Raw genomic sequence first — 23,156 nt, 5'->3', positions numbered from 1 at the left:
TATCGGGTTAGCGCTTTTGCTTGTGCGCCCTATTAACCATGTGGCGGATGAAGGTTTAATGACGCGGGAGTGATGAAAACATGACAGGGCCAAAAAAGGCCTGCAAAGCGCACGCATTGACTGAATCTTTAACGCGTCGCGCCGATAATCCTGACGAGACCCAATCTAATAATAAGGTTCACCATGTTTTCTACTATTGCATCAGGAATCACGTCACGCCTTGCGTGGCAGAAACGCTCACACTCTTCTGCCACGCTCGACTCGTTAAACGACTCTATCGCCATGATTGAATTCATGGCCGATGGCACCATTATCACCGCAAATGCCCTGTTTCTGGAGAAGATGGGTTATAAATCAGATGAGATAGTTGGCCAGCATCACAGCATGTTCTGTACGCCGGATCTGCTGCGGTCGCGCCAGTATCAGCAGTTCTGGATGCGCCTGAATCGGGGGGAAAGCTTCAGCGATAAGTTTCTGCGCGTGGCGAAAGACAATCGACCGGTGTGGCTCGAAGCCAACTATGTTCCGGTGCGGGATCGTCACGGTCGCGTGTTCAAAATCGTCAAGCTCGCTACCGACATTACCTCACGCATTATCGACGCCCAGGAGCAGCGGGCAATGACCAATGCGATTGAACGCTCGATGGCGGTGATTGCCTTTAACCTGAAGGGTGAAGTGCTGAAAGCCAACGACAACTTTCTCAAAACCATGGGATATCGCGCCAGCGAAGTTATCGGCACGCACCACAGCCAGTTCTGCTCTGCCGAGCTGCGCAGCAGCCCGGATTACACACTGTTCTGGCAGAAGCTTAACCGCGGTGAGTTTATTTCCGGCCAGTTCCAGCGTGTGAATAAGCAAGGTGCCACTATCTGGCTGCGCGCCACCTATAACCCGGTGTTCGATGACAGCGGTGAGCTGTATAAAGTGGTGAAATTCGCCACCGACGTCACCGCCCAGGTGGAGAAAAACCAGCTGGAGCGCGATGCCGCCCAGCAGGCTTATCAAACCGCCCTGCAAACCAGCGAGAGCAGCATGCGCGGCGCCAGCGTCATTGCCAACAGCGTGCAGACCATGAACGAGCTGGCGGGTGAACTGCACGGCATTTCCGGTGATATCACCGGGCTGGGCGACTCCTCGGACAGTATCGGGCAGATTGTCAGCAGCATTCGCCGCATCGCCGACCAGACCAACCTGCTGGCACTCAATGCGGCGGTAGAGGCCGCGCGCGCAGGCACGCACGGCCGCAGCTTTGCCGTGGTCGCCAATGAAGTGCGCACGCTGGCGCAAAACATCAATCGCGCCACCAGCGAAATCGAACAGAGGGTGCAGCAGAATCACCTGCTGGCGAGCAAGGCGCAGAAAGGCATCACCTCAAATCTGCAGCGTGCCGACCGCGGCCTGGCGCTGGTGCAGGAAGCCGGCGGCGTGATTGCCGATATCCGCGACAGCTCCGACGACGTCGTTCGCGCCATTGGCCACGTCACCGAAGCGTTAAAAAGCGATTAGGCGTAAGCCGCGTCGAAAAATGCCAGCTCCAGCGTGACTGCGCGCTGGAAAAACGCCTCGCACTGCGCACGCTGGGCTGGCCCGACGCGATCGAGTTCACGCCGCAGGAAAGCCACGAATTCGCGGAAGTCGGGGTTATCGTGCAGCGTAATCCACTCGGCATGAACAAAACTCGTTGGCAGCGGCTGTGGTGCCTGCGCGGCCCAGTCAAGGTAGAGCCATTCGGCGACGTTAAGCACGGTGAGGATCGCCGCATAGCTGCGGGTTTCCGCCGCTTCCAGCATCAGTGCCTTAAACCCGGCGGTGGGTGCGCTATCGGGCGTGTTGTGACGCTGCGCCGCGCTGACGTCCAGCGCGTCGAAAGCGCGCAGGAAATAGGTATTCTCCTCGGAGGAGACCATTCCAGCGCAGCGGCCAAAGCGCAGCCGCGCGTCAACGCTGTCGGCGCTGGCAATAGCGGCACCGACTAAGGTGAGAAAGCTGTCGAGAAAACGGTGATCCTGAACCAGGTAGGTGATCATCACCTGGCGGTCGACGGTGCCATGATACAGCTCGTGCACAAAGCGATGCGAGACGGCCTGTGACCAGCGTGGCTGGCTTAAACTGCGCAGTGTTTCGGTAAAACGTTCGGTCATCGGGTAGTCCTTGAGGAAAGACTACCGGCAAAAGTCAGGTAAATTGCCCCATCCCTTCGCCGGCATTATCCGGATCAGGTGTTAAGGGTCATCGCGCCGCTTGCGCTTGCGATTTCTCAGCCCGTTGCCGGGCTCCCCCTGGAGCCTGAACTAATACAACAATTCTTCCGGCGAGTCACGAAAATAGCACAATCGTACATTTTCCAGGCACATTGTGGCTAACCCGACGGCGCAACAGCGAATAATCTTTACGGGCAAAAAACAGCGGCCTACTCCGCCTCATCTGGTAGCCAGGTTTGTCATTATTAAGGAAGATTATGTGCAGAAAAAACAGGATGTTGACTGCCGGTCGCCGAGAATTAGTCAGTCAGGGCCGCTGGTATAAAATGGGTTGGAAAGAGATCGCGATTGCGCTGCCATTGACGCTGATCGTTATTGCCTGGGGTATCACCCTTGTCATTCCGCCCCCCCAAACTGCTGCAGTAAAGCAGTCCATCAGCGCAACGCCTGAACTGATCCAGCGCGGTGCTTATCTGGCTCGCGTGGGTGACTGTGTAGCCTGCCATAGCCAGCCAGGTAAGCCCCCTTTCAGCGGTGGCGCGCCTATCCCCTCACCGATTGGCGGCATGGTGCCGCCAAATATCACCCCGGATAAACAGTTTGGCATCGGCACCCTGAGCTATGCTGATTTTGACAACGCCGTCAGACAGGGTATTCGCAAGGATGGCACCACACTCTACCCGGCGATGCCCTGGCCTTCTTACCGTCGTATTTCCCACCACGATATGCAGGCGCTCTACGCTTATTTCATCCACGGCATTGACGCTGTGCCTTGCGCCAGCGCGAAAAATAGCATCCCCTGGCCATTATCGTTGCGCTGGCCAGTGACATGGTGGCGCTGGCTGTTTGCGCCAAAAACGGGGCCAGTCCCACAGAATGCGCCAGAAGATCCGGTAAAACTGGGTGCCTATTATGTTGAGGGATTAGGACATTGCGGAGCCTGCCATACACCACGGGCAGCCACCTTACAGGAAGTCGCTTATGACGACAGCGATCGCCATTACCTGTCCGGTGCGCAGGTTATTGACGGCTATGCGGCCCCTTCGTTACGTGCAGAGCTGCGCAGCGGGCTGGGAAACTGGCAGCGGGATGAACTGGTTGAGCTGTTAAAGACCGGCGTTACGGACAACGCGGCAACCTTTGGCCCGATGTCTGATGTGGTGAGCCACTCAACCCAATATATGACTCAGCCGGATCTTCAGGCGATGGCTGACTATCTGCGCTCATTGTCCCCCGCGATTCAACAACCTCAACTTTTCTATAGTACCCGCACTTTTACGGCATTTAGCCGTGGGGATCTGTCAAAAGCGGGTGCGGAAGTCTATTTAAAAAACTGCTCAGGGTGTCATTTAACTAACGGCCTTGGCTACCGTAAAAAATTCCCCGCACTGGCTGTTAATTCTGCGGTTAACTCGGCAGATCCGGCAGGGTTAATCAGCATTGTTCTGAACGGCGCGACTCAGCCTGCAAGCGCATCGCCCGGCCCTTATTATTCGATGCCGGGTTTTGCCGGCAGATTAAACGACCGACAGATTGCCGACGTACTGAGCTTTATTCGTTCATCCTGGGGCAATCAGTCGGCAGCGGTCCCAGAAACGGCCGTATCCGTATTGCGTAAACAACTCCCCGCTGCGCAACCCTGAATCAGGATTATCGCGAAAAAGGAACTTTTATGAGAGTCAGAATAACCCGCCAGCTTAACTGCCTGCTGTTTGCCGCCCTTACCGCCGCCACTTTATCCGCAGAAGCCCACCTGACTGACAGTGATATGACTTACCCCGCCGGGACGATTGAACAGCTGGCCAAAGCCAGTGGTTGCATGAGCTGCCATGGACCCGGCGGTATCAGTCAGTCGCCGCAATGGCCAAATCTGGCCGGCCAAAAGGCACCTTATCTGGAGAGTCAACTCCAGGCATTTCGCGCCGGCCGCCGTAAAAACGGAATGATGGAAAACATTAGCCAAAATCTGACTGCGGAAGATATGAAACGGCTGGCGAACTATTTCAGCAAGTTGCCTGTTAATAATCACTGATGGTTAAGCTGAGGATGGTATGAACAATCATTCACTTTTGCGCCGCCGCCTGATTAAAGCGTTAACGGCATTGAGCGTGATATTGCCGGGATGGATCCGCCCCGCAGCGGGCTTTGCCAGAGAGAGCAAAACGCTGCTGCTGCAGTCATTCAAAGGCGTGTTGGTATGGCAGACCGATCCAGAGTGGTTACGCTGGTTCTGGGCAATGACCTGGTACAGTAAAAAGCCGCAGCGTTTCCCCGCGCTTATCGCCCAGCCGCAGGACAGTGACGATCTTAAGCTGCTGCTGGGCTGGGCAGCTCAGTCCGGGCATCAGGTTGCACTGCGCAGTTCCGGCCACAACATCACTCTGGCACCGTTACGCCATAATGCCGTCACCGTCGATTTATCATTATTCAGCGCTATCGCCATTGATGCCGGGGCCAAAACGGCCTGGGCAGGTCCGGGCGTGTTCAGCCAGCAGCTTAATCAGGCTACCTTCCAGTACGGGCTGGTTTTCCCCGGCGCGCACACGGGTTTTGTCGCGCTGGGTGGCTTCCTGTTGGGGGGCGGAATGGGCTGGAACATGCCGGCTTATGGTATGGGCTGTGCCTCCGTGCTGGCGGCAGAGCTGATGCTGGCAGACGGCCGTATCGTCACCACCTCTGCGACAGAAAATCCCGATTTATACTGGGCGATGCGCGGCGTGGGGCCCGGTTTTTTTGCCGTGGTGCTGCGCTATAAGCTGCAGCTACACCCGGCACCGGCCGCCGTGATGAACACCTTCTATTTTCCACTGGAAAAGCTGCGTCCGGCGCTGGAAGAGATTCTGAGGCTGTTACCCGCAAATAACCAGCGTTCAGAAATTCTTGGTGCTCTGGGCAAGTTTTCCCCTGCTGGTACTCCCCCGGCAGAACAGCGCTGGCACTATGTTCTGAACGTTGTCTCCTTTGGCGAGAACCTCAGTTCCGCCACTGAGGTGGCTGAAATTTTTAACCACAGCAGATTGCCCCAGATCTGCTCATTACAAAGTACTCACAACCGCACCCTTAACTACCTGGAGCTGTTCGACGCGCTGGGTGCCACTGACGCTTACAGCACCAGCCGCACCAGTGAAAGCGCATTTTTTACTGAGCATCCTGAGGAAGTGCTGCCGGTTATCGCGCAGCTGCTGGAACAGGAGGCGCCCGACTCACGCTCGTTCGGATTTTCAGTCATTGATACCAACCCTACCGTGCCAGAACCCTGCAGTTTTACCTGGTGGGCCCCCCACTACGTTTCATGGTATCTGATTGGTGAAAACCAGCAGGAGATCGCCGCTAACCAGCGGCTGATGAAAAAAATGAATGCCGCGGTTAAGCCCTGGGTCAGCGGCTACTACATCAACGAAACAGACCTCTCGCTGGCACCGGAACTGGCACAGCTCTGCTTTTCCGAACAAAAGTGGCAGCGGCTCAATGAACTGAGAGCCGCCTGGGATCCGCATAATCTGTTTTTCGGCTACGTCAGCGACGATCCAGAGCGCTGATGGCCAGGGTTATCACCATCCAGCAGGCATAACAGCCCCTGCAATGTCCTGCCCGGCTCACCGTCGTTGTTCAGCGTCAGGCAGCCTGCGCCAACCGGCTCCGCGGCCCGGCGCAGGCGCTGCGCGATCTCCGCTTCATCTTCGCGCCCGCGCAGCCGCAGGCGCGCCGCCAGCACGTCGGGCGACACCTGCAAACAGACCGCCAGCAGCCGCTCGCCGTAGCGCTGCTGCGCGGCGGCCAGATGCAGCCGCGAACCGTTAACCACCACGTCCAGCCCGCTTGCCAGCCACTGGTCGATCTCGATACCCAGCGCGTAGTAAAACTGGTGCGCCTGCCAGTCGAGGGCAAACAGACCATACTCGCGCCGCCGCATAAACTCATGCTCGCTGAGGGCGACGTGATTCTCGCCCCCTGCCGTCGCGCTGCGGGTAATATAGCGATGCGCCACGACCACCTGCGGCGGCGCACACTCGCGCAGCGCCAGCAGCAGGCTGTCCTTGCCGGATCCGGATGGCCCCATCAGCCAGATCAGCCGCCCCATCAGAACACCGTCCGCCCCTGCGCCCAAACGCTTTTCACATACACCTGCTCGCGATGCTGGCGCACCAGCACCATATCCGCACGCTTGCCTTCGGCGATGACTCCGCGATCGTGCAGGCCAATGGACTGGGCCGGATTGCGCGTGACCAGCGCAACGGCCGCAGGCAGCGCAATGCCGTTCTGCTCATCGCGGGCAATGCGGAACGCGGCATCCAGCAGGCTGCCGGGGTAATAGTCGGAGGAGAGAATATCCAGCAGCCCGAGGGAAGCCAGTTCCGCCGCCGAGACGTTGCCGGAGTGCGAGCCGCCGCGCACGATGTTCGGCGCGCCCATCAGCACCTGCAAACCCATCTCATGGGAAGCGCGTGCCGCTTCGACCGTGGTCGGGAATTCGGCGATGGTACTGCCCACCCCTTTCGACTCCACCACGTGTTGGTCAGTCGCGTCGTCGTGGCTGGCCAGCGGAATATGGTACTGGCGGCACCATGCGGCGATCGCTTCACGGTTCGGCTGCGACCAGCGGGCGGCCAGGCGCAGCTGATCGGCCTGATATTGATCCAGCTGCGCATCGCTGAGCTGGTACTTGCCGCCAAAGTAGGTGCGCCAGGCGTCGAGTGACACATACTGACGCTGGCCCGGCGAATGGTCCATCAGCGACACCAGCGACAGCGCCGGGTTACACATCAGCTGCTCGAACAGCGGCAGCGTGGAGTCGTGAGGCAGCTCGCAGCGCAGGTGCAGGCGGTGCTCGGCGCGGTTCAGGCCATGCTTCTGGCTGTGCCGTATCGCATCGATCATTTTGTTAAGATTTTCCATACGGTGGCCGCCGTCGCGCACGTCGCCCACGCCAATCGCATCCAGCACCGTGGTAATGCCGCTGGCAATAATCAGCGCGTCGTGGCCGCTCATCGCCGAGTGCGCCGGCCAGTCAACCTTGGGGCGCGGGGTAAAAAACTTGTCGAGATTATCCGTATGCAGCTCGACCATGCCCGGCATCAGCCAGCCGCCCTCGCCGTCAATCGCGCAGGGCAGCTGGCTTGGCGTATCGGAGAAGGCGGAGATGATGCCGTTCTCGCAGGCCAGCGATCCTGCCACGACTTCATTTTCCAGAATTAGCTTAACGTTGTTGATAATCATACGGCGTGCTCCACAGCAGCGGGTTGCATCACATGCAGACGGTCAGCGATGCGATCGCGCACCGCGTTATCATGAAAAATTCCGACGATGGCGGCACCGCGCTGGCGCGCCTGTTCAATCAGCCCGACCACCGCCGCACTGTTAACGCTGTCGAGCGAGGCGGTCGGCTCATCCAGCAGCAGGATCGGCGACTCGGCAATAAAGCCGCGCGCAATGTTAACGCGCTGCTGCTCACCGCCGGAGAAGGTTGACGGCGCCAGCGCCCACAGGCGTTGCGGTACGTTGAGGCGCCCCAGCAGATCGCTCGCGCGCGCGGCGCTCTCGGCACGATCCACGCCGCGCTCCAGCAGCGGCTGCATCACCACTTCCAGCGTGGAGATACGCGGGATGACGCGCAGAAACTGGCTGACCCAGCCCAGCGTATCGCGGCGGATGCTGAGGATCTGGCGCGCCGGGGCGCTGACCAGATCAACCCACTGCTGCTGATGATCCACCCAGATATGGCCGCTATCCGGCAGGTAGTTGGCATACAGCGAGCGCAGCAGGGTTGATTTGCCGCTGCCGGAATGGCCGTGCAGCACCACGCACTCCCCCGCCGCCACCTGCAGTGAGGCGTTGCGTAACACCGGCAGTTCCGCGCCGTGCTGGTTATGCATCACAAATGTTTTCGACAGATTTTCGACGCGCAGTTTCAGGTTCATAGTGATTCCCGTGCCTCCTGCCGGGGCGACCGGAAAAGAAGGTCGCCCCCTACAGGATGAATTATAAAATGGATGACACCAGCAGCTGGGTATACGGATGATGCGGATCGTCCAGCACCCGGTCGGTCAGGCCGCTCTCGACCACCGCGCCCTGCTTCATCACCAGCAGGCGATGCGCCAGCAGGCGGGCCACGCCGAGGTCGTGCGTGACAATCACCACCGCGAGATTCAAATCACGCACCAGGCTGCGCAGCAAATCGAGCAGGCGCGCCTGCACCGAAACATCCAGCCCACCGGTTGGCTCGTCCATAAACACCAGTTTAGGATGGGTCACCAGGTTGCGCGCAATCTGCAAACGCTGCTGCATACCGCCGGAGAAGGTGCCCGGCAGGTCATCAATACGCGCCAGTGGGATCTCCACGTCCTGCAGCCATTTGCCTGCGGTGTGGCGGATCTCACCATAATGACGCTGCCCCACCGCCATCAGGCGCTCGCCGATATTGCCCCCGGCAGAGACCTGCGCGCGCAGGCCGTCCATCGGGTATTGATGCACCACGCCCCACTCGGTGCGCAGCAGACGGCGGCGCTCGCTCTCGCTCATCGCGTAGAGATCCTGGCCCTGGTAGATAATCTCGCCCTGCTGCGGCGTCAGCCGCGCCGAGATGGCCTTCAGCAGCGTGGTTTTACCGGAGCCGGACTCGCCGACGATGCCTAATACTTCCCCCGGATAGAGCTCAAACGACACGTCGCTAAAGCCTTTGCCCGGCGCATAAAGATGGGTTAACTGATTGACCGCCAGCAGCGGAGATTCACGGTTCATGGCTGATTCTCTTGTTGCTGATGGCAGTAATCGGTATCCGAACAGACAAACATGCGCGTGCCGGCATCATCCATCACCACTTCATCCAGATAGCTGTCGCGCGAGCCGCACAGCGCGCAGGGTTCAGACCACTGCTGCACGCTGAACGGATGGTCGTCGAAATCGAGGCTCTCCACTTTGGTATACGGCGGCAGCGCGTAGATACGCTTTTCGCGCCCGGCGCCGAACAGCTGGAGCGCAGGCATCATATCCATCTTCGGGTTGTCGAATTTCGGGATTGGCGACGGGTCCATCACGTAGCGATCGTTGACCTTCACCGGGTAGGCGTAGGTGGTGGCGATATGGCCGTAGCGGGCGATATCTTCATACAGCTTCACCTGCATGATGCCGTACTCCTCCAGCGCGTGCATGGTGCGGGTTTCCGTCTCACGCGGTTCAATAAAGCGCAGCGGTTCCGGGATCGGCACCTGATAAATCAGGATTTGATCCTCGACCAGCGGCGTTTCCGGGATGCGGTGACGCGTCTGGATCAGCGTGGCATCCACGGTGCGCTCCGTGGTGGCTGCCCCGCTGACGCGCTGGAAGAAGCGGCGGATTGACACGGCGTTGGTGGTGTCGTCCGCGCCCTGGTCGATCACCTTCAGCACGTCATTTTCGCCAATCACGCTGGCGGTCAGCTGGATCCCGCCGGTGCCCCAGCCGTAAGGCATCGGCATTTCACGCCCGCCAAACGGCACCTGATAGCCGGGGATCGCCACCGCCTTGAGGATGGCGCGCCGGATGGTGCGCTTGCTCTGCTCATCAAGGTAGCCGGGGTTGTAACCGCTGAGTTCAGTCACGGTGTTTCTCCTGGTATTCAGCACGCAGGCGCTTGAGCAGTTCAAGCTCGGCCTGGAAATCAACGTAGTGGGGAAGTTTCAGGTGCGAGACAAAACCCGCTGCCTCGACGTTATCGGCGTGCGACAGCACAAACTCTTCGTCCTGCGCCGGGCTGGTAATGCGCTCGCCGTGCTCATCGGTTTGTAGCGCACGGTCCACCAGCGCCATCGCCATCGCCTTGCGCTCGGCGCGGCCAAACACCAGCCCGTAACCCCGGGTGAAGTGCGGCGCCCGATCTGCCGGGGTGGTAAAGCCGTTGACCATCTCGCACTCGGTCAGCAGCACTTCGCCAATTTCCAGCGGGAAGCCCAGCTCTTCCGGGCAGATCTCCACCGTGACATAGCCGGTACGGATCTCCCCGGCAAACGGGTGGGTACGCCCGTAGCCGCGCTGGGTGGAGTAGCCGAGCGCCAGCAGGAAACCTTCGTCACCGCGCACCAGCTGCTGCAGGCGCGCCGAGCGCGGCATCGGGTAGGATGGCGCATCCTGGGTGATATCGACAGGTTCACTGCCGTCATCTTCCTCACGCAGCGCCAGCCCTTCGCGCGTCATCAGGTCAAACATATGCGGGCACTCTGCCTGTAGCGGCTGTTCGGCACGCGGCGTGGGCGGCGTTTTGCCCTCTGCCAGCAGGGTGAAATCGAGCAGGCGATGGGTGTAGTCGTAGGTCGGCCCGAGCAGCTGCCCCCCAGGCAGATCCTTATACACCGCCGAGATGCGGCGCTCGACGCGCATCGCCGCACTGTCGAGCGGCAGGCTGTCCGCCAGGCGCGGCAGCGTGGTGCGGTAGGCACGCAGCAGGAAGATGGCTTCCACCAGATCGCCGCTCGCCTGTTTGATCGCCAGCGCCGCCAGTTGGCGGTCGTGAATGCCGCCTTCGGTCATCACGCGATCCACGGCCAGACCCAGCTGCTGATCAATCTGTTCACAGCGGATTTCAGCCCGGTTCGCATCGCCACGGCGCAGGCTCTCCTGCAGCTGATGGGCGGCGGCTATCGCCTTCTCGCCCCCTTTAACGGCAACGTACATCAGCACACCTCCACAACGGTGCTGCGCGGCAGCGCCATCATGTTTTCACCGCAGGTAAAGATCAGGTCGATGCCCTGCGGGAAGTGATGCGCGCGGTTACGCAGGTAGCTGAGCACGCTTTCCGGCAGCTGCGGCGCAATGGCGCGGCGCTCCATCAGGCCCGGCCCGCGCAGGCGTAACGTCAGTCCGCCGCTCAGGGCAGGCACGTCGATAATCAGCGTGGTGCTTTTCTCCGGCGCGACGTTATCCCCCGCAGAGAACTGGCTTATCTCCGTGCCGTCAGCGGCGTGCAGCAGGGCAAAGGGGGCGTCGGTACGCGCGGTGACCGGCGCCCCGGTATGGAAACGCAGGTTGCTGAGCAGCGCATCATCGTTCAGCGCCTGGTCGATCCACAGCGGCGTTTCGCGGTCGACCAGCGTCATTAATACCGCCGTGGCGGCCGGAGAAGCACGCCCCCAGGCCGGCAGCGCGGGCAACGACACCATTACGCCCGGCTCGCTCATCGCTTTCAGAATGCGGCGAAAGGCGCGCTGGGCATCAGCAACAGGATGGCTAAAGCTGGCAAGTAAGGTCATCAGTTATCTCCCCGGACAAGGGTAAAGAAGTCAACGCGGCTGCTGGCCACTTCGCGTGAGCGCAGCGTCTGCTGCTCCTGACGCAGGGCCGCCAGCGGCGCAATAATGTGCTGATGCAGATGCTGCATACCGTCGCTTTGCAGCAGGGCATCCAGCAGCGCACAGCGTTCGGCATGATCTTTATCGCGGCCAAGAATGTAGCTGTATCCGCACAGCCCGTTTGCCAGCCGCACCACGGCACGGGTCACGGTGGTATCGCCCAGAATAAAGCGTTTACCGGTGCCACCCATGCGCGCCTGCAGGCGAGTCAGGCCGGTTTCTGCCGGGCGCAGCAGCTGATAATCCGCCTTCAGATCCTGCGGCCAGTGCGCCAGCAACTCTGCAGGCTGGCTGTGAGCCAGCACGGAGAGCCAGTGCTGACGTGCCTTGTTTGCTTCCATTTAGTGCTCCAGCGTCAGTTCGATCATATCGGCACGCGTCAGGCTGACGGAGTATTCCGCCATGCTGCCGCTGTCGGTACAGGTGTTCAGGGTGCGCACGCACAGCAGCGGCGCGTGCAGGGCCACTTCCAGCAGGCCACTCTCTTTTGCCTGGGCGCGGCGGGCAGTGATGCGCGTCTGCTTGCGCGTCAGCCCGGCGGTGAGGTGCTGCTGAATGAAATCGTGCAGTGAGCCGCTGTTAAACTGCTGTAGCTGCGGCCACCAGCTCAGATCGGGCAGGTAGTGATTAATCACGCAGACCGGCACGCCGTTGACCCGGCGCAGCGTGCGCAGGTGGACAACCGTGTCGCCCTCTTTGCACGCCAGAGCGCTGGCGACTTCCGCATTGCACGGGCGCAGTACCGCCAGCAGACGCTCGCTGGTCGGGTGGCTACCCTGCTCCAGCAGGTTCTGGCTGAAGCGCGCCTGGGCATGCAGCGGGTAGTTATACGGGCGCATCAGCACCAGAATACCCACGCCCTGGCGGCGCTGAACCAGCCCTTTATCCACCAGCTCATCCACCGCACGGCGCAGGGTGTGGCGATTGACGGCATAGTTTGCGGCCAGCTGTTTTTCGGAGGGCAGATACTCCCCGCAGCGATAGCGGTTGCGCAGCTCCTCCTCCAGCTGGGCGGCGATGGCCTGATACAAAGTGGTCGGATGTCTGGATAAGTTGAGCATGTAAAAAATCTCCGCGAAGCCGTCCGTTCAGCGGGGGTAGCAATTTGCCTTAACGCTCCCCACCAGGTTGCACACTAAGATGGCCGGGTTGTGTGACAGTGCGGTTAAGGAGTGATGAAGGTTTTTAAAAAGCGCCGCGAGTGGGTGAGCATGGTGCGCTAACTAGCAAACACAGAACAACGTCTACACTTTGCCTCTTTGCTTCTTCTTCTCTGGGAAACGTTATGTCTGCAACTTCCACTTCTCTGCCTGCGGCCGTGTATACGCTGGGATTCGGCGTTTTTGCCATGGTAACCAGCGAATTCCAGGTGGCGGCGATGATGAATATCATGACGGCCGACCTGAACATCAGCCTGCCGATGGCGGGCTATTTGATCACCGTGTATGCGCTGGCGATGGCGCTCGGCGGCCCGCTGCTGACCCTGCTGCTGCTGAAGCAGCCGCCGCGCCGCGGGCTGTTTATTCTCCTCGGGCTGTTTATTACCAGCCAGGCGCTCGGTGCCATTGCCAGCAACTACCCGCTGCTGATGGCGGCGCGCATTATGACCGGGGCGGTTGCCGGGGCATTCATTGGCTGCGCGGTGAGTACTGGCGTCAGGCTGGTGAAGCCGGAGCTGATCTCACGCGCGATCACCGTGGTGCTGGGTGGGCTGATGATCGGCACCGTTATCGGTCTGCCGCTGGCGAGCTTTATTGGTAACCTCGCGGGCTGGCGCGTCAGTTTCTGGTCGGTGGTGGGGATTACGCTGCTGGCGCTGTGGCTGACGCGGCTGACGTTGCCAAAATCGTTGCAAGCGGAAGATATCAGTCTGGGCGACGAGCTGCGGGCGCTGAAAAACCCGCTGCTGTGGCGCACCTACAGTACCAGCATGATGATCATCGGCGCGACCTTTGCTGGCTTCAGCTACTTCACGCCGATCCTGAGCAACGAGACTGGCTTTAGCGCCGGGAGCATTACCTGGCTACTGGTGATTTACGGCGCCGCTACGGTACTGGGCAATGCGGTGGTCGGCAGGCTGGCACAGCGCTTTGCGCTGCCGGTGATTATCTTTGGCCTGCTGTGCCTGATGCTGTTTATGACGCTGTTTGCGCTTTACATTGCGCAGCCGGTGATTGCCGTGGCGGCGGTGGTCGGCGTCGGCTTGACCGGGGTAACGATGAACCCGGCGATGGTGACGCGGGTGATGGGCGCGGCCGGCAACCGTCAGCTGGTGAATACGCTGCACGCTTCGATGATCACCCTCGGCCTGATGCTGGGGTCGCTGCTCGGCGGGCTGGGCATTGAGTACGGCTTTGGCCTGAGCGCCCCGCTGTGGATTGGCGTTGGCATGGCGTTCTGCGGGCTGTTAACCCTTATCCCCGATGCGCGATCGCCGCAGCAGGAAACCTGCCGCAACTGATATCGCTAACTGAAGGCCGACCCGCAATTTGTTGCCAGGGTGACGGCGTAGGGGTTGACCCTCTTTTTCGGTCAACCCGCACTATTTTGCTGAAGGCCGACCGGAAAAGAAGGTCGGCCACTACAGTAGACCTGCATACATCAAAAATATCCCCCTGCTGTGGCATCTCGCCCGCCTCAACCCATCTATAATTAGCGATTTACCATTCAGCAGGGACAAACGATGAATCAACAACGCTGGGCGCAGGTCGACGACTATCTGGTGGAGCAGCTGGTGGTGCAGGATGAGGCACTGCTTGCGGCGCTGGAGGCGAACCAGGCGGCGGGTTTACCGGCAATTGATGTCGCCCCCAACCAGGGCAAGCTGCTGCAGCTGTTCGCCAGAATGGTCGGGGCAAAACGCATTCTGGAGATTGGCACGCTGGGCGGCTACAGCACCATCTGGCTGGCTCGTGCGCTGCCGGAGGATGGCAAAGTGATCACCCTGGAATATGAAGCGCATCATGCCGAAATTGCGGCGAAAAACATTCGTCATGCCGGGCTGGAGAGTAAGGTAACTATCCGCGTCGGCGCAGCGCTGGATACCCTGCCCACTCTCGCCGGGTCCGCGCCGTTCGATATGATTTTCATCGATGCCGACAAGCGTAATAACCCGGCTTACCTTGAATGGGCGATTACCTATTCCCGTTCCGGAACGTTAATTATTGGCGATAACGTGATCCGCAACGGGCGCGTGGCCGACGGCGACACCAGCGACTGGAACCTGCAGGGCGTGCGTGATTTTTTGTCGATGATGGGCAGCCATCCGCGCCTTGACGCCACCGCGATTCAAACCGTGGGCGCCAAAGGCTGGGATGGCTTTTCGCTGGCGCTGGTCAAATAAAGCAGGGCCCTACATCAGCGTTACATTGATTGCGGGACGTTCAGCGCCGGGAAGCGTTGCAATAAGCGCGCAAATAGCTGAGACATCTGCTGATCGAGCGCTAATTCACGGCCTTCACCTGCCTGCACCGCCGCAAACACCTGGTGCTTGAGGAAGTGACGCCACACGACCGGGCGCTGCGCGAGGAAGTTGGTGAGCAGCTGATAGCGCTGCGGCGTCCACAGGCTTTCAAACTCGCGTCGGGCGCTGCCCACGTCAAAGTGTTCCCCGCTGGCATCCGCCATCGCGCTGCGCAGACGGGCGCTGCCGACCTCGTCAATCTCTCCGTTCTGCAGCGCCACGCCGTACTGCTCGCGCGCCGCCTGTTCGCTGACAAAACCGCACTGCACATCCTGCAATACCGCCTGCGGGCTGCGGTTCTTCGCCAGCCCGTAGCCGCCCGCGCCCGGCCCTTTGATCGCCACCACATCCCCCGGCCCGCAGTGGATCACATCGGTATTGCCGTGTTCAGTGACGCGCCCGTCGGCGTGTTCGGTGCGGAACCACGAAGTGCTGCCCGCCCGGCCACCGGCGGCGCCCGCCGAAGAGAACACCGAGCGGTTACGGTTTCGCGCCGTAATGGTGGTATTGGGTGCGAACACCTCAAACGCCATCTCCGTTGCCAGCCCGCCGCGAAACTCCCCGGCCCCGGCGCTGTCGGCGGCCAAACCGTAGCGATGAAAGCGTACCGGCACCTCCGCTTCGTTAATCTCGATGGGAGTATTTTTCAGGAACGCCGAGAGGCCGCCCGAACCGTCCGGGCCATCGTGCCTGGGCGTGCCACCCGCGCCGCCGCCTACCGGGCCGAGCGAGGCCACCACGCTGCGGTTCTGCCCGTCAACGGTGCGAATATTAATAATGGAATTGCCGCCCGGCGAATTGGCCGGCAGGCGCTCCGGCATCGCCAGCGAGAAAGCCCCCACGGTGGCGATCTGCGACATCGCGCAGGTCAGTGAGCGCATTCCCACCGCCGCTGGCGCTTCGCAGTTCATAATGGTGCCAGGCGGCAGAATAGCCCGCGTCGGGCGCAGCGTTCCGGCATTGAGCAGCAGCGAACGGTCAAGGGTAGAGAGCACATAGGTGACGCCGACCAGCGCCAGCGGATGACGCTCGCGCCCGCCGGTGGGCATATTCAGCGACGACATCAGCTGCGGATCGCTGCCGGTATAATCCAGCTCCAGCCGCTCGCCCGTTACCCGCAGCGTGACGGCGATGCGGCACGGATAGCCGCCCTCACCGTCTTCATCGGCATAGTCGGCGTAAAAATAGTCGCCGTCGGGAATGGTGCTGATTATGCTGCGTGCCTGCTGCTCGGCATAGTCGAGAATCCCCTCAATACCGCTGAGGAAATCGTCAATGCCGAAGCGGGCGATAATCTCCTGCACCTTGCGTTCGCCGATGTTGACCGAGGCGATCTGCGCGTTGAAGTCGCCCCAGTTCTGATCCGGCGCACGGACGTTGAGGCGCATTATGCGCGCCACCTCTTCGTTCAGCACCCCAGCGCTGATGATTTTTAGCGGCGGAATGCGGATCCCCTCCTGCACAATTTCACTCAGCGAGCGCGACAGCGAGGCCGGAACAGCGCCGCCGACGTCGGTATTGTGGATATGCCCGACCACAAAGCACGCGACCTCACCTTGATAAAACACCGGCTTCCAGATATGGATATCCGGCGAATGGGTGGCCACATTGCCCGCGTAGGCGTCGTTAGTGATGCAGATGTCCCCTTCCCGGTAGCCGTCGATCAGTTCCAGTACCGGGCCGTAGTCGATACCGCTGTACCACGGCGCGCCGAAGCTGCGCGGTGAGGCAAACGCCATTCCGCTGCGGCTGACGATCTGGCAGGAGAAGTCCTCCGTCTCTTTAACAAAGGTCGAGTGGGCGGTGCGCATCAGGGTAAACGCCATCGCATCGGCGGCGGCCGCGCAGTAGTTAGCGAGGATTTGCAGGTTACGACCATCAATTGCCATGATGCGCTCCGGTTTGCGGGGTAATAATCAGGTTGCCAAAGCGGTCGACGTCGACCTGCATCTGCGGTGGAACACAGGTGGTACAGTCGTCCTGGGTGATAATCACCGGGCCATCCAGCTGGTGCCCGGCCAATAGCGCGCTGCGGGCGACCACGCCAACCTGCCACCACTGGCCGTCGATCCACGCCTCCACTTCACGCACTACGGCCACCGGGTCAGTGGCCTGCGCCAGCGTACTAAGGCGAGGTTTCGGCGTCGGTGAGGAGAGCACCAGCCGCAGGTTGATCAGCTGTACCGCCGCGTGCTGGTCGTGGTGACCGAACAGGCGCGTGTGGTGGGCATCAAATGCCGCACGCACGGCGGCGAGATCGCCCGCCAGTAGCCAGGCTTCCTGCAGCGCCACGTCAATTTCAAACGACTGCCCGCGGTAGCGCATATCGGCGGAGAAGCTCAGCTGATACGGCAGATCGGCACCGTATTCCCGCGTCAGCCAGCCTTCAGCGTCGCGACGGAGTTCGCTCGCGTTGACCTGCAAGTCGTCCGTAACCGCCAGCGTCAGCTCGCAGTACAGCGTGCGGATAAAGTCATTTTTTATGTCGGCCACCAGCCCGCCAAGCGCCGACAGCACCCCAGGCGTAGGGGGAACCACGACGCCTTTCAGCTTCAGCTTACGCGCCAGGAAGCAGCCCATCATCGGCCCGGCGCCGCCGAAGGCGAGGAAGTAGAACTCACGGGGATCGAGGCCGAAGCGTGAAATCAGCCCACTGGTGTCGCTGTACATGCTGGAGATCGCCAGCGCGATAATATTTTCCGCCGTCTCCTCAATAGTGATACCGAGCGGTGCCGCCAGTTTTGCCACCGCCGCGCGCGCCCCGGCCACGTCGACCTGCACCGCGTTATAGCCGAGGTCGCCGTGACCAATGAGCCCGCAGGCGGCAAAGGCATCGGTGGCGGTGGCTTCGCTGCCGCCGCGCCGGAAGCAGACTGGCCCCGGCAGCGAACCGGCGCTGTCCGGCCCGACCTGCAGGACGCCGAGACTGTCGATCCAGGCGATCGACCCGCCGCCCTGACCCACCGAGGTGACCGACACTGACGGAATGTAGATGGGGAAATCCCCGATAATTTCGCCACTGCCGTACTCCGGGCGGCCATCGATAATCACCGCCACATCGGCGCTGGTGCCGCCGATATCGAGGCTGAGCAGGCGGTCAAAGCCGCAGCTTTCGGCAATATAGCTGGCACCCATCACGCCGGAAGCGGTGCCGGATAGCACCATCTGTACGCACTCGGCTTTGGCCTGCGCCAGCGCCATCACTCCGCCGTTGGATTTGGTGATGCGCGGCGGCACCGGCACGCCCATCTCTTTCAGGGCGCGTTCGAACGCGTCAAGGTAGTGGATCACTTTTGGCTGTACATAGGCGTTGATCACCGCAGTGATGGTGCGTTCGTATTCACGGATAATCGGCCAGATCTCGGCCGAGCAGGAGGTCAGCAGATCGGGTGCAATTTCGGCGACGATCGCGCGCACCTGCGCTTCGTTACTGCCGTTGCGATAGCTATGCAGCAGCGAGACGACTATCCCCTGGCACCCCGCAGCGCGCGCCCTGTCTACCGCGTCTACCACGCTCTGGCGCTCGACCGGCTGCAGCACGTTGCCGTCGCGGTCGCTGCGCTCTTTGATGGCGAAGACGCGGTCGCGGGCGATCAGCGGGGCCGGGCGGCGTGAGAACAGGTCGTGGATATGAGGGATTTTCAGGCGGGCCAGCTCCAGCACGTCGCAGAACCCCTCGGTGGCGAACAGCGCCAGCTTGACGCCTTTGCGCTGGATCACCGCATTCACGCCAACGGTGGTGCCGTGGGTGAAGTAGTGGATATCAGCCGGATTGATGCCATCGCGCTGCTGAAACGCCGCCAGCCCGGTGGTAATTTCACTGCCGGGGCTGTCGGGCCGCGACAAGACTTTCAGGGTACGGATGCTGTTATCACGCTCGTCAAGCAGCGCAAAGTCAGTAAACGAGCCGCCGATATCGACGCCAACGCGGTAGGTCATGGAGTGCGATCCTCTGGTGGGGTAGGAATAAATTCCATCAAGCGTTGCGGCTGTGCCACCGGCTTCCAGCCCGCCCGACGGTATACGTCGTGCGCGTCATCGGTCGCCAGCATCCAGCGTTTGATGGTTTTCAGTTCAGGGTGATGGACAATAGCGGCGGCAAACCAGCGCCCTAAGCCTTTACCACGGTGCGCTTCGTCGATCATCACGTCGCTGAGATAGGCAAAGCGGCTGTAGTCGGTGATCAGGCGGCCAAAACCTACCTGCTGCTGCTGGTAATAGATGCCGAAGGGCATTGAGGCCGCGAGGGAGCGCTCGGTCATTTCCAGCGTTTGCCCCTGCGCCCAGTAGCTGTGTTCGGAGATGTGGTGGTGGACCCAGGCGATATCGATTTTTTGCGGGTCGCTGCTTAACAGGTAGTCATCGCGCTGCCATTCGGCAACGGCAGGCACAAGCGGCATTAGCATAGGGATCCCTGACTGTTTTCGGCGGTTAAAAACAGTGTAAGGCCAATGCTGGCGAGAGTTTTTGGGTTGATAAGGGTCGGTACGGCGTTTTGTGGGGAATTGCGGGCGGGCGAGGAAATTTTGTGCCGGCGCATTCAGGGCTGGCCTGAAGCGGGCGAGGCGTGCCTCGCCACGACGTGACAGCGATGACTGTCCCCTCTTTGGTTACGGGTGCGGTTCGACGAAAATGCCGTCTTCGTGGCCAGATTCATTAAAGAACCAGATCCCCAGTGGATAATCCTCCAGCGCCACCAGGAACATGGTGCCTTCGCTAAACTCTTCCACTGCCAGAACCGTCCCCGGACGGCGTGGTCCGCCGTCAGTTTTTACCGTTACGCGCTCATTAACTTTCATGGTCTCTCCCAAGCCTGATTTGCTTCAGTTTAACCGAGTATTTTATGGCGCGCAGCAGTCTGGTCAGTTAGCGACGTGCAATCACCCACACCGCGTGGATGATACCGGGGATGTAGCCGCACAGCGTCAGCAGGATATTCAGCCAGAATGCTCCGCCAAAACCAACCTGCATAAACACGCCCAGTGGGGGTAAAAGAATCGCAATCACAATGCGTAAAAAGTCCATACACTCTCCGTTTTCTGTTTTTGTCAGGGGTTAACCCGTTGATCAGTATAGCTAGCCAAAAAAATCATCGCGTCGTTAGCGCGTAAAGCTGCGTAAAGTCTTCTGTTGTCTCACTTTTTCGCTTTCTTTACGTTTCGCGGTGAGACTCCTGACAGGGGTTAATCTTAGAATCTGCTCACTGCACCAACCCCAAAGGCGCAGAAAGGCTGTCTCCACCCCTGGATGTTAGCGTGAGTGGAGACCGCCTACCAAAAGTAACAAGGATTTTGCCCGCGCAGCGCGGGCTTTTTTTTTGCCTGCGATTTCTGCCTGAGCAAAAAAAATCCCAGCCAGTGACTGGCCGGGATAAAGTATTCTCACAGGAAATGAATTCGTTACTTGGGTAATTCATTGACGTCATCAGAGTAACGCATTGTCTGACTAAGACAACTCCTAACTTCCGTTTAATTTGTACAAAAATCCACAGCCTGTACAAGCTTCTCGGCTACAGCCTGCGCCACTGCTGATCTTTCGCACCGCCCGCGACTGTCACTCGCGTCACTTTTCTTACTCGCTTTTAAGATAATTCCTGGAGTTGTCGAACCGCTATCGAGCGCTTTACGCCCTCCCTGCGCCTGTGAAACTCTGGACTATACTCAATGCTCACCGTCACTTATGAGGTATTGCCAATGCCGACGTTGCAGGACCCGGTGATGATTATCACCGATCTCGACGGTTCGCTACTGGACCATCATACCTATAGCTGGCAACCCGCCGAACCCTGGCTGGCACGCCTGCATGCGCAGCACATCCCGCTGGTTATCTGCTCCAGTAAGACTGCAGCAGAGATCGTCCCGCTGCAAGATCAGCTGGGGATCGCCGGTGCGCCGTTTATAGCTGAAAATGGCGCGCTGGTGCAGTGGGATGACGGCAGCGGCGCTGGCCCTTTCAGGGAGTCGGGCGGCACCGATTACGCCACGCTGTGCCGCACGCTGCAGCGCCTGAAACAGCAGCACGGCTTCAGGTTCATCGGCTTTGCCGAAGTCAGTGAAAAGGAGGTCTCCGACTGGACCGGGCTGGCCCCGCATCAGGCGGCTTTAGCACGCCAGCGCGAGGCCTCGGAAAGCCTTATCTGGCGCGACAGCGAGGAGCGTTTCACCGAGTTCCGCCAGCATCTGGCGCAGCAGGATCTCACCCTGATCCAGGGCGGGCGCTTCTGGTCCGTGGTGCGCAGTGGATGTGGTAAAGGCGCGGCGCTGCGCTGGTTGCTCCAGCACTACCCTCACCCGGCGGGGCCACCGCTCACCATTGGCCTGGGGGACGGCCCTAACGATGCGGAGATGCTGGACGCCGTTGATTATGCGGTAGTGATTAACGGCTACAGTAAAAATCCGGTCATTTTGCAGCGTCAGGATAAGCACCATATCTATCACACCGAACATTTTGGCCCGCAAGGCTGGTGCGAAGGGCTTGAGCATTTTATCACTCAGTAAGCTGAGGTCACCTTTACGAGGTAAGCGATGAGCGATTTTTACCAGAACGGCGTCATTACTAACTTTCATAACCTGACGGGGCGCAGCGTGGAGGAGCTGGAAAAAGAGCTTACGCGCTTCTCACGCAAGCGCAAAATGGGGCTGATCCTCCCTTCCCTTTATTCGGAACTGGAAGGTCCGGCCCTCAGCCATATCGTCGATGAGCTGGCGAAAGTCCCTTACCTGGCCGAGATCGTGATTGGGCTGGATCGCGCCGACCGCGATCAGTTCCTGCATGCCCGCGAGTTCTTTTCGCGCCTGCCTCAGCGCCATCGTATTTTGTGGAACGACGGCCCGCGCCTGAAAGCGCTGGATGCCGAACTGGATAAAGAGGGGCTTTCCCCTGCGCAGCCGGGTAAAGGGCGTAACGTCTGGTTCTGCACCGGCTACACCCTTGCTTCCGATAAAACCGCCTGCGTGGCGCTGCACGATTGCGATATCGTCACCTATGAGCGCGGCATGCTGGCCCGCCTGCTCTACCCGCTGGCGAACCCCAGCTTCCAGTATGAGTTCTGCAAAGGGTTCTATGCCCGCGTCGCGGATGGCAAGCTGAATGGCCGCGTTGGCCGCCTGCTGGTTGGCCCACTGCTGCGCTCGCTGCAAAAGGTGTACGGCCATTCGGAGTATCTCGACTATCTCTCCAGCTTCCGCTACCCGCTCTCCGGCGAGTTCGCCATGCGCACCCATGTACTGAACGGCATTAAAATTCCCGGCGACTGGGGGTTGGAGATTGGCGTGCTGTCCGAGATCTATCGCAACTACACCACGCGGCAGAGTTGCCAGGTGGAGATTGCCGATAACTACGACCATAAGCATCAGCCGCTGGCCGAAGAGGATGGCACCGGGGGACTGAAGCGCATGAGTAACGACATTGTGCAGTCGCTGCTGCGTAAAATGGCCACCATGGGCGTTAATATCACCAGCGACTCCTTCCGCGTGCTGAAAGCCACCTACTATCGTAACGCGCTGGATATGATGGAGATCTATAACCATGAAGCGACGATGAATGGCCTGAAGTTCGACCAGCATGCGGAGGAAGCCGCCGTGGAGATGTTTACTCAGGCCATTCTCGACGCCGGGCAGTCGTTTATTGAACGCCCGAATGAGAAACCCTTTATCCCCAGCTGGAGCCGCGTGCAGTCAGCCTTCCCGGATATCCTGCAGCGTATCTATCAGGCCGTTGAGGATGATAATACCGGTGACGTCTGAACAAAATTAAGGGGTTAATTGTCGGTTTTTTGATCTCAATGACAATGATCGACGGTTAACCCTGCGACTATGATGGCATCCATTACTGGCGGTATCTGCGGGGGTTAACGATGTCCAGATATCCACAAGGCAGTATCGTGCGCCATAAAACCGGACAGATTAAAGGCGTGGTGCTGAATGTTTTCGAACAGGGTGACCAGCCCGCCGGTTACTACGTCAAGTGGGACGATGGCAACCATAGCTATCATGGTGAGAATGAGCTGATCTGGGCGAATATTGACCGCCCGCGCATGCACTATACGCAGCAATCACCAAAATAGGCCGGGATGCCCAACTGCCGCTAAAATCAAGGTATACTCCGCGTAGCTGAATCGGGACCGCCCGGCACCACAGCGGTTTTCCGATCTCCCCTTTGCCAAGAGACCGT

The 23,156-nt window shown here is 59.9% G+C and carries 24 protein-coding genes and 1 riboswitch; of the genes, 9 read left to right on the top strand and 15 right to left on the bottom strand.

Annotated features, from left to right (window positions below):
* Nucleotides 1-183 precede the first annotated feature (183 nt).
* Complete coding sequence (locus ACLI4M_RS18500) at nucleotides 184-1,506, top strand: methyl-accepting chemotaxis protein (RefSeq protein ID WP_133623928.1); 1,323 nt, start codon at nucleotides 184-186, stop codon at nucleotides 1,504-1,506.
* Here ACLI4M_RS18500 and ACLI4M_RS18495 read toward each other — a convergent pair.
* Nucleotides 1,503-2,141: a TenA family protein gene (locus ACLI4M_RS18495; protein WP_133623929.1), complete on the bottom strand. Its 639-nt coding sequence runs from the start codon at nucleotides 2,139-2,141 to the stop codon at nucleotides 1,503-1,505. The two genes, ACLI4M_RS18500 and ACLI4M_RS18495, sit on opposite strands and share 4 nt — an antisense overlap.
* Nucleotides 2,142-2,175: 34 nt before the next feature.
* Nucleotides 2,176-2,290, bottom strand: a riboswitch (TPP riboswitch).
* Nucleotides 2,291-2,527: 237 nt separating this feature from the next.
* On the opposite strand from ACLI4M_RS18495, the gene ACLI4M_RS18490 reads away from it, so the two are divergent.
* The 3 genes from ACLI4M_RS18490 to ACLI4M_RS18480 are packed head-to-tail and all read left to right on the top strand — an operon-like array spanning nucleotide 2,528 to nucleotide 5,740.
* A complete protein-coding gene (locus tag ACLI4M_RS18490; protein WP_133623930.1) occupies nucleotides 2,528-3,844 on the top strand; it encodes a c-type cytochrome in 1,317 nt (438 codons plus the stop codon).
* Between the two features lie 29 nt (nucleotides 3,845-3,873).
* Nucleotides 3,874-4,233 carry a c-type cytochrome gene (locus ACLI4M_RS18485; protein WP_053110492.1) on the top strand — a complete coding sequence of 120 codons (360 nt, stop codon included), beginning with the start codon at nucleotides 3,874-3,876 and terminating at the stop codon, nucleotides 4,231-4,233.
* A gap of 19 nt (nucleotides 4,234-4,252) precedes the next feature.
* Nucleotides 4,253-5,740 (top strand): FAD-binding oxidoreductase, encoded by a 1,488-nt coding sequence (locus ACLI4M_RS18480; RefSeq protein ID WP_133623931.1) that lies wholly within the window; start codon nucleotides 4,253-4,255, stop codon nucleotides 5,738-5,740.
* Here the strand turns inward: ACLI4M_RS18480 and phnN are convergent.
* From phnN to phnF, 9 genes are all read right to left on the bottom strand, one after another.
* Nucleotides 5,713-6,282 (bottom strand): ribose 1,5-bisphosphokinase, encoded by a 570-nt coding sequence (phnN, locus tag ACLI4M_RS18475; RefSeq protein ID WP_133623932.1) that lies wholly within the window; start codon nucleotides 6,280-6,282, stop codon nucleotides 5,713-5,715. The genes ACLI4M_RS18480 and phnN overlap by 28 nt on opposite strands.
* Entirely contained in the window at nucleotides 6,282-7,418 is a 1,137-nt protein-coding gene (phnM, locus tag ACLI4M_RS18470; protein WP_133623933.1) for an alpha-D-ribose 1-methylphosphonate 5-triphosphate diphosphatase, read from the bottom strand. The genes phnN and phnM overlap by 1 nt, the downstream gene beginning before the upstream one ends.
* Nucleotides 7,415-8,119, bottom strand: a complete 705-nt coding sequence (gene phnL, locus ACLI4M_RS18465; protein WP_133623934.1) for a phosphonate C-P lyase system protein PhnL — start codon at nucleotides 8,117-8,119, stop codon at nucleotides 7,415-7,417. Before phnL ends, phnM begins: the two co-directional genes overlap by 4 nt.
* Before the next feature lie 61 nt (nucleotides 8,120-8,180).
* Complete coding sequence (gene phnK, locus ACLI4M_RS18460; RefSeq protein ID WP_133623935.1) at nucleotides 8,181-8,939, bottom strand: phosphonate C-P lyase system protein PhnK; 759 nt, start codon at nucleotides 8,937-8,939, stop codon at nucleotides 8,181-8,183.
* The gene (locus ACLI4M_RS18455; RefSeq protein ID WP_048918501.1) at nucleotides 8,936-9,778 is read right to left on the bottom strand and encodes an alpha-D-ribose 1-methylphosphonate 5-phosphate C-P-lyase PhnJ; all 843 of its coding nucleotides are present in this window, start codon (nucleotides 9,776-9,778) and stop codon (nucleotides 8,936-8,938) included. Before ACLI4M_RS18455 ends, phnK begins: the two co-directional genes overlap by 4 nt.
* On the bottom strand, nucleotides 9,771-10,847 hold the full coding sequence (locus ACLI4M_RS18450) for a carbon-phosphorus lyase complex subunit PhnI (RefSeq protein WP_048918502.1): 1,077 nt from the start codon (nucleotides 10,845-10,847) through the stop codon (nucleotides 9,771-9,773). The genes ACLI4M_RS18455 and ACLI4M_RS18450 overlap by 8 nt, the downstream gene beginning before the upstream one ends.
* On the bottom strand, nucleotides 10,847-11,422 hold the full coding sequence (gene phnH, locus ACLI4M_RS18445; RefSeq protein ID WP_048918503.1) for a phosphonate C-P lyase system protein PhnH: 576 nt from the start codon (nucleotides 11,420-11,422) through the stop codon (nucleotides 10,847-10,849). The genes ACLI4M_RS18450 and phnH overlap by 1 nt, the downstream gene beginning before the upstream one ends.
* A complete protein-coding gene (phnG, locus tag ACLI4M_RS18440; protein WP_133623936.1) occupies nucleotides 11,422-11,862 on the bottom strand; it encodes a phosphonate C-P lyase system protein PhnG in 441 nt (146 codons plus the stop codon). Before phnG ends, phnH begins: the two co-directional genes overlap by 1 nt.
* The gene (phnF, locus tag ACLI4M_RS18435) at nucleotides 11,863-12,582 is read right to left on the bottom strand and encodes a phosphonate metabolism transcriptional regulator PhnF (RefSeq protein ID WP_048918505.1); all 720 of its coding nucleotides are present in this window, start codon (nucleotides 12,580-12,582) and stop codon (nucleotides 11,863-11,865) included.
* Between the two features lie 224 nt (nucleotides 12,583-12,806).
* Between phnF and ACLI4M_RS18430 the strand changes: the two genes are divergently transcribed.
* Nucleotides 12,807-13,982 (top strand): MFS transporter, encoded by a 1,176-nt coding sequence (locus ACLI4M_RS18430; protein ID WP_133623937.1) that lies wholly within the window; start codon nucleotides 12,807-12,809, stop codon nucleotides 13,980-13,982.
* Between the two features lie 222 nt (nucleotides 13,983-14,204).
* Nucleotides 14,205-14,864, top strand: coding sequence for an O-methyltransferase (locus ACLI4M_RS18425; RefSeq protein WP_048918507.1), 660 nt, complete (start codon nucleotides 14,205-14,207; stop codon nucleotides 14,862-14,864).
* 20 nt (nucleotides 14,865-14,884) lie between these two features.
* Here ACLI4M_RS18425 and ACLI4M_RS18420 read toward each other — a convergent pair whose 3' ends face one another.
* The 5 genes from ACLI4M_RS18420 to ACLI4M_RS18400 form a co-directional block, all read right to left on the bottom strand.
* Complete coding sequence (locus ACLI4M_RS18420; RefSeq protein WP_133623938.1) at nucleotides 14,885-16,873, bottom strand: hydantoinase B/oxoprolinase family protein; 1,989 nt, start codon at nucleotides 16,871-16,873, stop codon at nucleotides 14,885-14,887.
* Nucleotides 16,863-18,923, bottom strand: a complete 2,061-nt coding sequence (locus ACLI4M_RS18415; RefSeq protein ID WP_133623939.1) for a hydantoinase/oxoprolinase family protein — start codon at nucleotides 18,921-18,923, stop codon at nucleotides 16,863-16,865. Before ACLI4M_RS18415 ends, ACLI4M_RS18420 begins: the two co-directional genes overlap by 11 nt.
* Complete coding sequence (locus ACLI4M_RS18410) at nucleotides 18,920-19,390, bottom strand: GNAT family N-acetyltransferase (protein ID WP_099753407.1); 471 nt, start codon at nucleotides 19,388-19,390, stop codon at nucleotides 18,920-18,922. The genes ACLI4M_RS18415 and ACLI4M_RS18410 overlap by 4 nt, the downstream gene beginning before the upstream one ends.
* A 204-nt stretch (nucleotides 19,391-19,594) precedes the next feature.
* Nucleotides 19,595-19,783 (bottom strand): protein DsrB, encoded by a 189-nt coding sequence (gene dsrB, locus ACLI4M_RS18405; RefSeq protein WP_133623940.1) that lies wholly within the window; start codon nucleotides 19,781-19,783, stop codon nucleotides 19,595-19,597.
* A 67-nt stretch (nucleotides 19,784-19,850) separates the two neighbouring features.
* On the bottom strand, nucleotides 19,851-20,009 hold the full coding sequence (locus ACLI4M_RS18400; protein ID WP_048916370.1) for a YqaE/Pmp3 family membrane protein: 159 nt from the start codon (nucleotides 20,007-20,009) through the stop codon (nucleotides 19,851-19,853).
* Nucleotides 20,010-20,677: 668 nt separating this feature from the next.
* Between ACLI4M_RS18400 and ACLI4M_RS18395 the strand changes: the two genes are divergently transcribed.
* The 3 genes from ACLI4M_RS18395 (at nucleotide 20,678) to ACLI4M_RS18385 (ending at nucleotide 23,049) form a co-directional block, all read left to right on the top strand.
* Nucleotides 20,678-21,481: a mannosyl-3-phosphoglycerate phosphatase-related protein gene (locus tag ACLI4M_RS18395; RefSeq protein WP_133625087.1), complete on the top strand. Its 804-nt coding sequence runs from the start codon at nucleotides 20,678-20,680 to the stop codon at nucleotides 21,479-21,481.
* Between the two features lie 27 nt (nucleotides 21,482-21,508).
* Complete coding sequence (locus tag ACLI4M_RS18390; RefSeq protein ID WP_048916372.1) at nucleotides 21,509-22,729, top strand: glycosyl transferase; 1,221 nt, start codon at nucleotides 21,509-21,511, stop codon at nucleotides 22,727-22,729.
* Between the two features lie 110 nt (nucleotides 22,730-22,839).
* Entirely contained in the window at nucleotides 22,840-23,049 is a 210-nt protein-coding gene (locus ACLI4M_RS18385) for a hypothetical protein (RefSeq protein WP_048916373.1), read from the top strand.
* The last annotated feature ends 107 nt before the right edge of the window (nucleotides 23,050-23,156 follow it).

The sequence above is a fragment of the Erwinia sp. LJJL01 genome, assembly GCF_047300805.2.
In the GTDB taxonomy this organism is placed as follows: Bacteria; Pseudomonadota; Gammaproteobacteria; order Enterobacterales; family Enterobacteriaceae; genus Erwinia; species Erwinia aphidicola.
This window is presented reverse-complemented; position numbering and strand designations above follow the sequence as displayed.

Excerpts from the sequence above, each read along its gene's own strand:
- ACLI4M_RS18500 (WP_133623928.1), top strand. The coding sequence starts at position 184 with ATGTTTTCTACTATTGCATCAGGAATCACGTCACGCCTTGCGTGGCAG.
- ACLI4M_RS18495 (WP_133623929.1), bottom strand. The coding sequence starts at position 2,141 with ATGACCGAACGTTTTACCGAAACACTGCGCAGTTTAAGCCAGCCACGC.
- ACLI4M_RS18490 (WP_133623930.1), top strand. The coding sequence starts at position 2,528 with ATGGGTTGGAAAGAGATCGCGATTGCGCTGCCATTGACGCTGATCGTT.
- ACLI4M_RS18485 (WP_053110492.1), top strand. The coding sequence starts at position 3,874 with ATGAGAGTCAGAATAACCCGCCAGCTTAACTGCCTGCTGTTTGCCGCC.
- ACLI4M_RS18480 (WP_133623931.1), top strand. The coding sequence starts at position 4,253 with ATGAACAATCATTCACTTTTGCGCCGCCGCCTGATTAAAGCGTTAACG.
- phnN (WP_133623932.1), bottom strand. The coding sequence starts at position 6,282 with ATGGGGCGGCTGATCTGGCTGATGGGGCCATCCGGATCCGGCAAGGAC.
- phnM (WP_133623933.1), bottom strand. The coding sequence starts at position 7,418 with ATGATTATCAACAACGTTAAGCTAATTCTGGAAAATGAAGTCGTGGCA.
- phnL (WP_133623934.1), bottom strand. The coding sequence starts at position 8,119 with ATGAACCTGAAACTGCGCGTCGAAAATCTGTCGAAAACATTTGTGATG.
- phnK (WP_133623935.1), bottom strand. The coding sequence starts at position 8,939 with ATGAACCGTGAATCTCCGCTGCTGGCGGTCAATCAGTTAACCCATCTT.
- ACLI4M_RS18450 (WP_048918502.1), bottom strand. The coding sequence starts at position 10,847 with ATGTACGTTGCCGTTAAAGGGGGCGAGAAGGCGATAGCCGCCGCCCAT.
- phnH (WP_048918503.1), bottom strand. The coding sequence starts at position 11,422 with ATGACCTTACTTGCCAGCTTTAGCCATCCTGTTGCTGATGCCCAGCGC.
- phnG (WP_133623936.1), bottom strand. The coding sequence starts at position 11,862 with ATGGAAGCAAACAAGGCACGTCAGCACTGGCTCTCCGTGCTGGCTCAC.
- phnF (WP_048918505.1), bottom strand. The coding sequence starts at position 12,582 with ATGCTCAACTTATCCAGACATCCGACCACTTTGTATCAGGCCATCGCC.
- ACLI4M_RS18430 (WP_133623937.1), top strand. The coding sequence starts at position 12,807 with ATGTCTGCAACTTCCACTTCTCTGCCTGCGGCCGTGTATACGCTGGGA.
- ACLI4M_RS18425 (WP_048918507.1), top strand. The coding sequence starts at position 14,205 with ATGAATCAACAACGCTGGGCGCAGGTCGACGACTATCTGGTGGAGCAG.
- ACLI4M_RS18420 (WP_133623938.1), bottom strand. The coding sequence starts at position 16,873 with ATGGCAATTGATGGTCGTAACCTGCAAATCCTCGCTAACTACTGCGCG.
- ACLI4M_RS18415 (WP_133623939.1), bottom strand. The coding sequence starts at position 18,923 with ATGACCTACCGCGTTGGCGTCGATATCGGCGGCTCGTTTACTGACTTT.
- ACLI4M_RS18410 (WP_099753407.1), bottom strand. The coding sequence starts at position 19,390 with ATGCTAATGCCGCTTGTGCCTGCCGTTGCCGAATGGCAGCGCGATGAC.
- dsrB (WP_133623940.1), bottom strand. The coding sequence starts at position 19,783 with ATGAAAGTTAATGAGCGCGTAACGGTAAAAACTGACGGCGGACCACGC.
- ACLI4M_RS18400 (WP_048916370.1), bottom strand. The coding sequence starts at position 20,009 with ATGGACTTTTTACGCATTGTGATTGCGATTCTTTTACCCCCACTGGGC.
- ACLI4M_RS18395 (WP_133625087.1), top strand. The coding sequence starts at position 20,678 with ATGCCGACGTTGCAGGACCCGGTGATGATTATCACCGATCTCGACGGT.
- ACLI4M_RS18390 (WP_048916372.1), top strand. The coding sequence starts at position 21,509 with ATGAGCGATTTTTACCAGAACGGCGTCATTACTAACTTTCATAACCTG.
- ACLI4M_RS18385 (WP_048916373.1), top strand. The coding sequence starts at position 22,840 with ATGTCCAGATATCCACAAGGCAGTATCGTGCGCCATAAAACCGGACAG.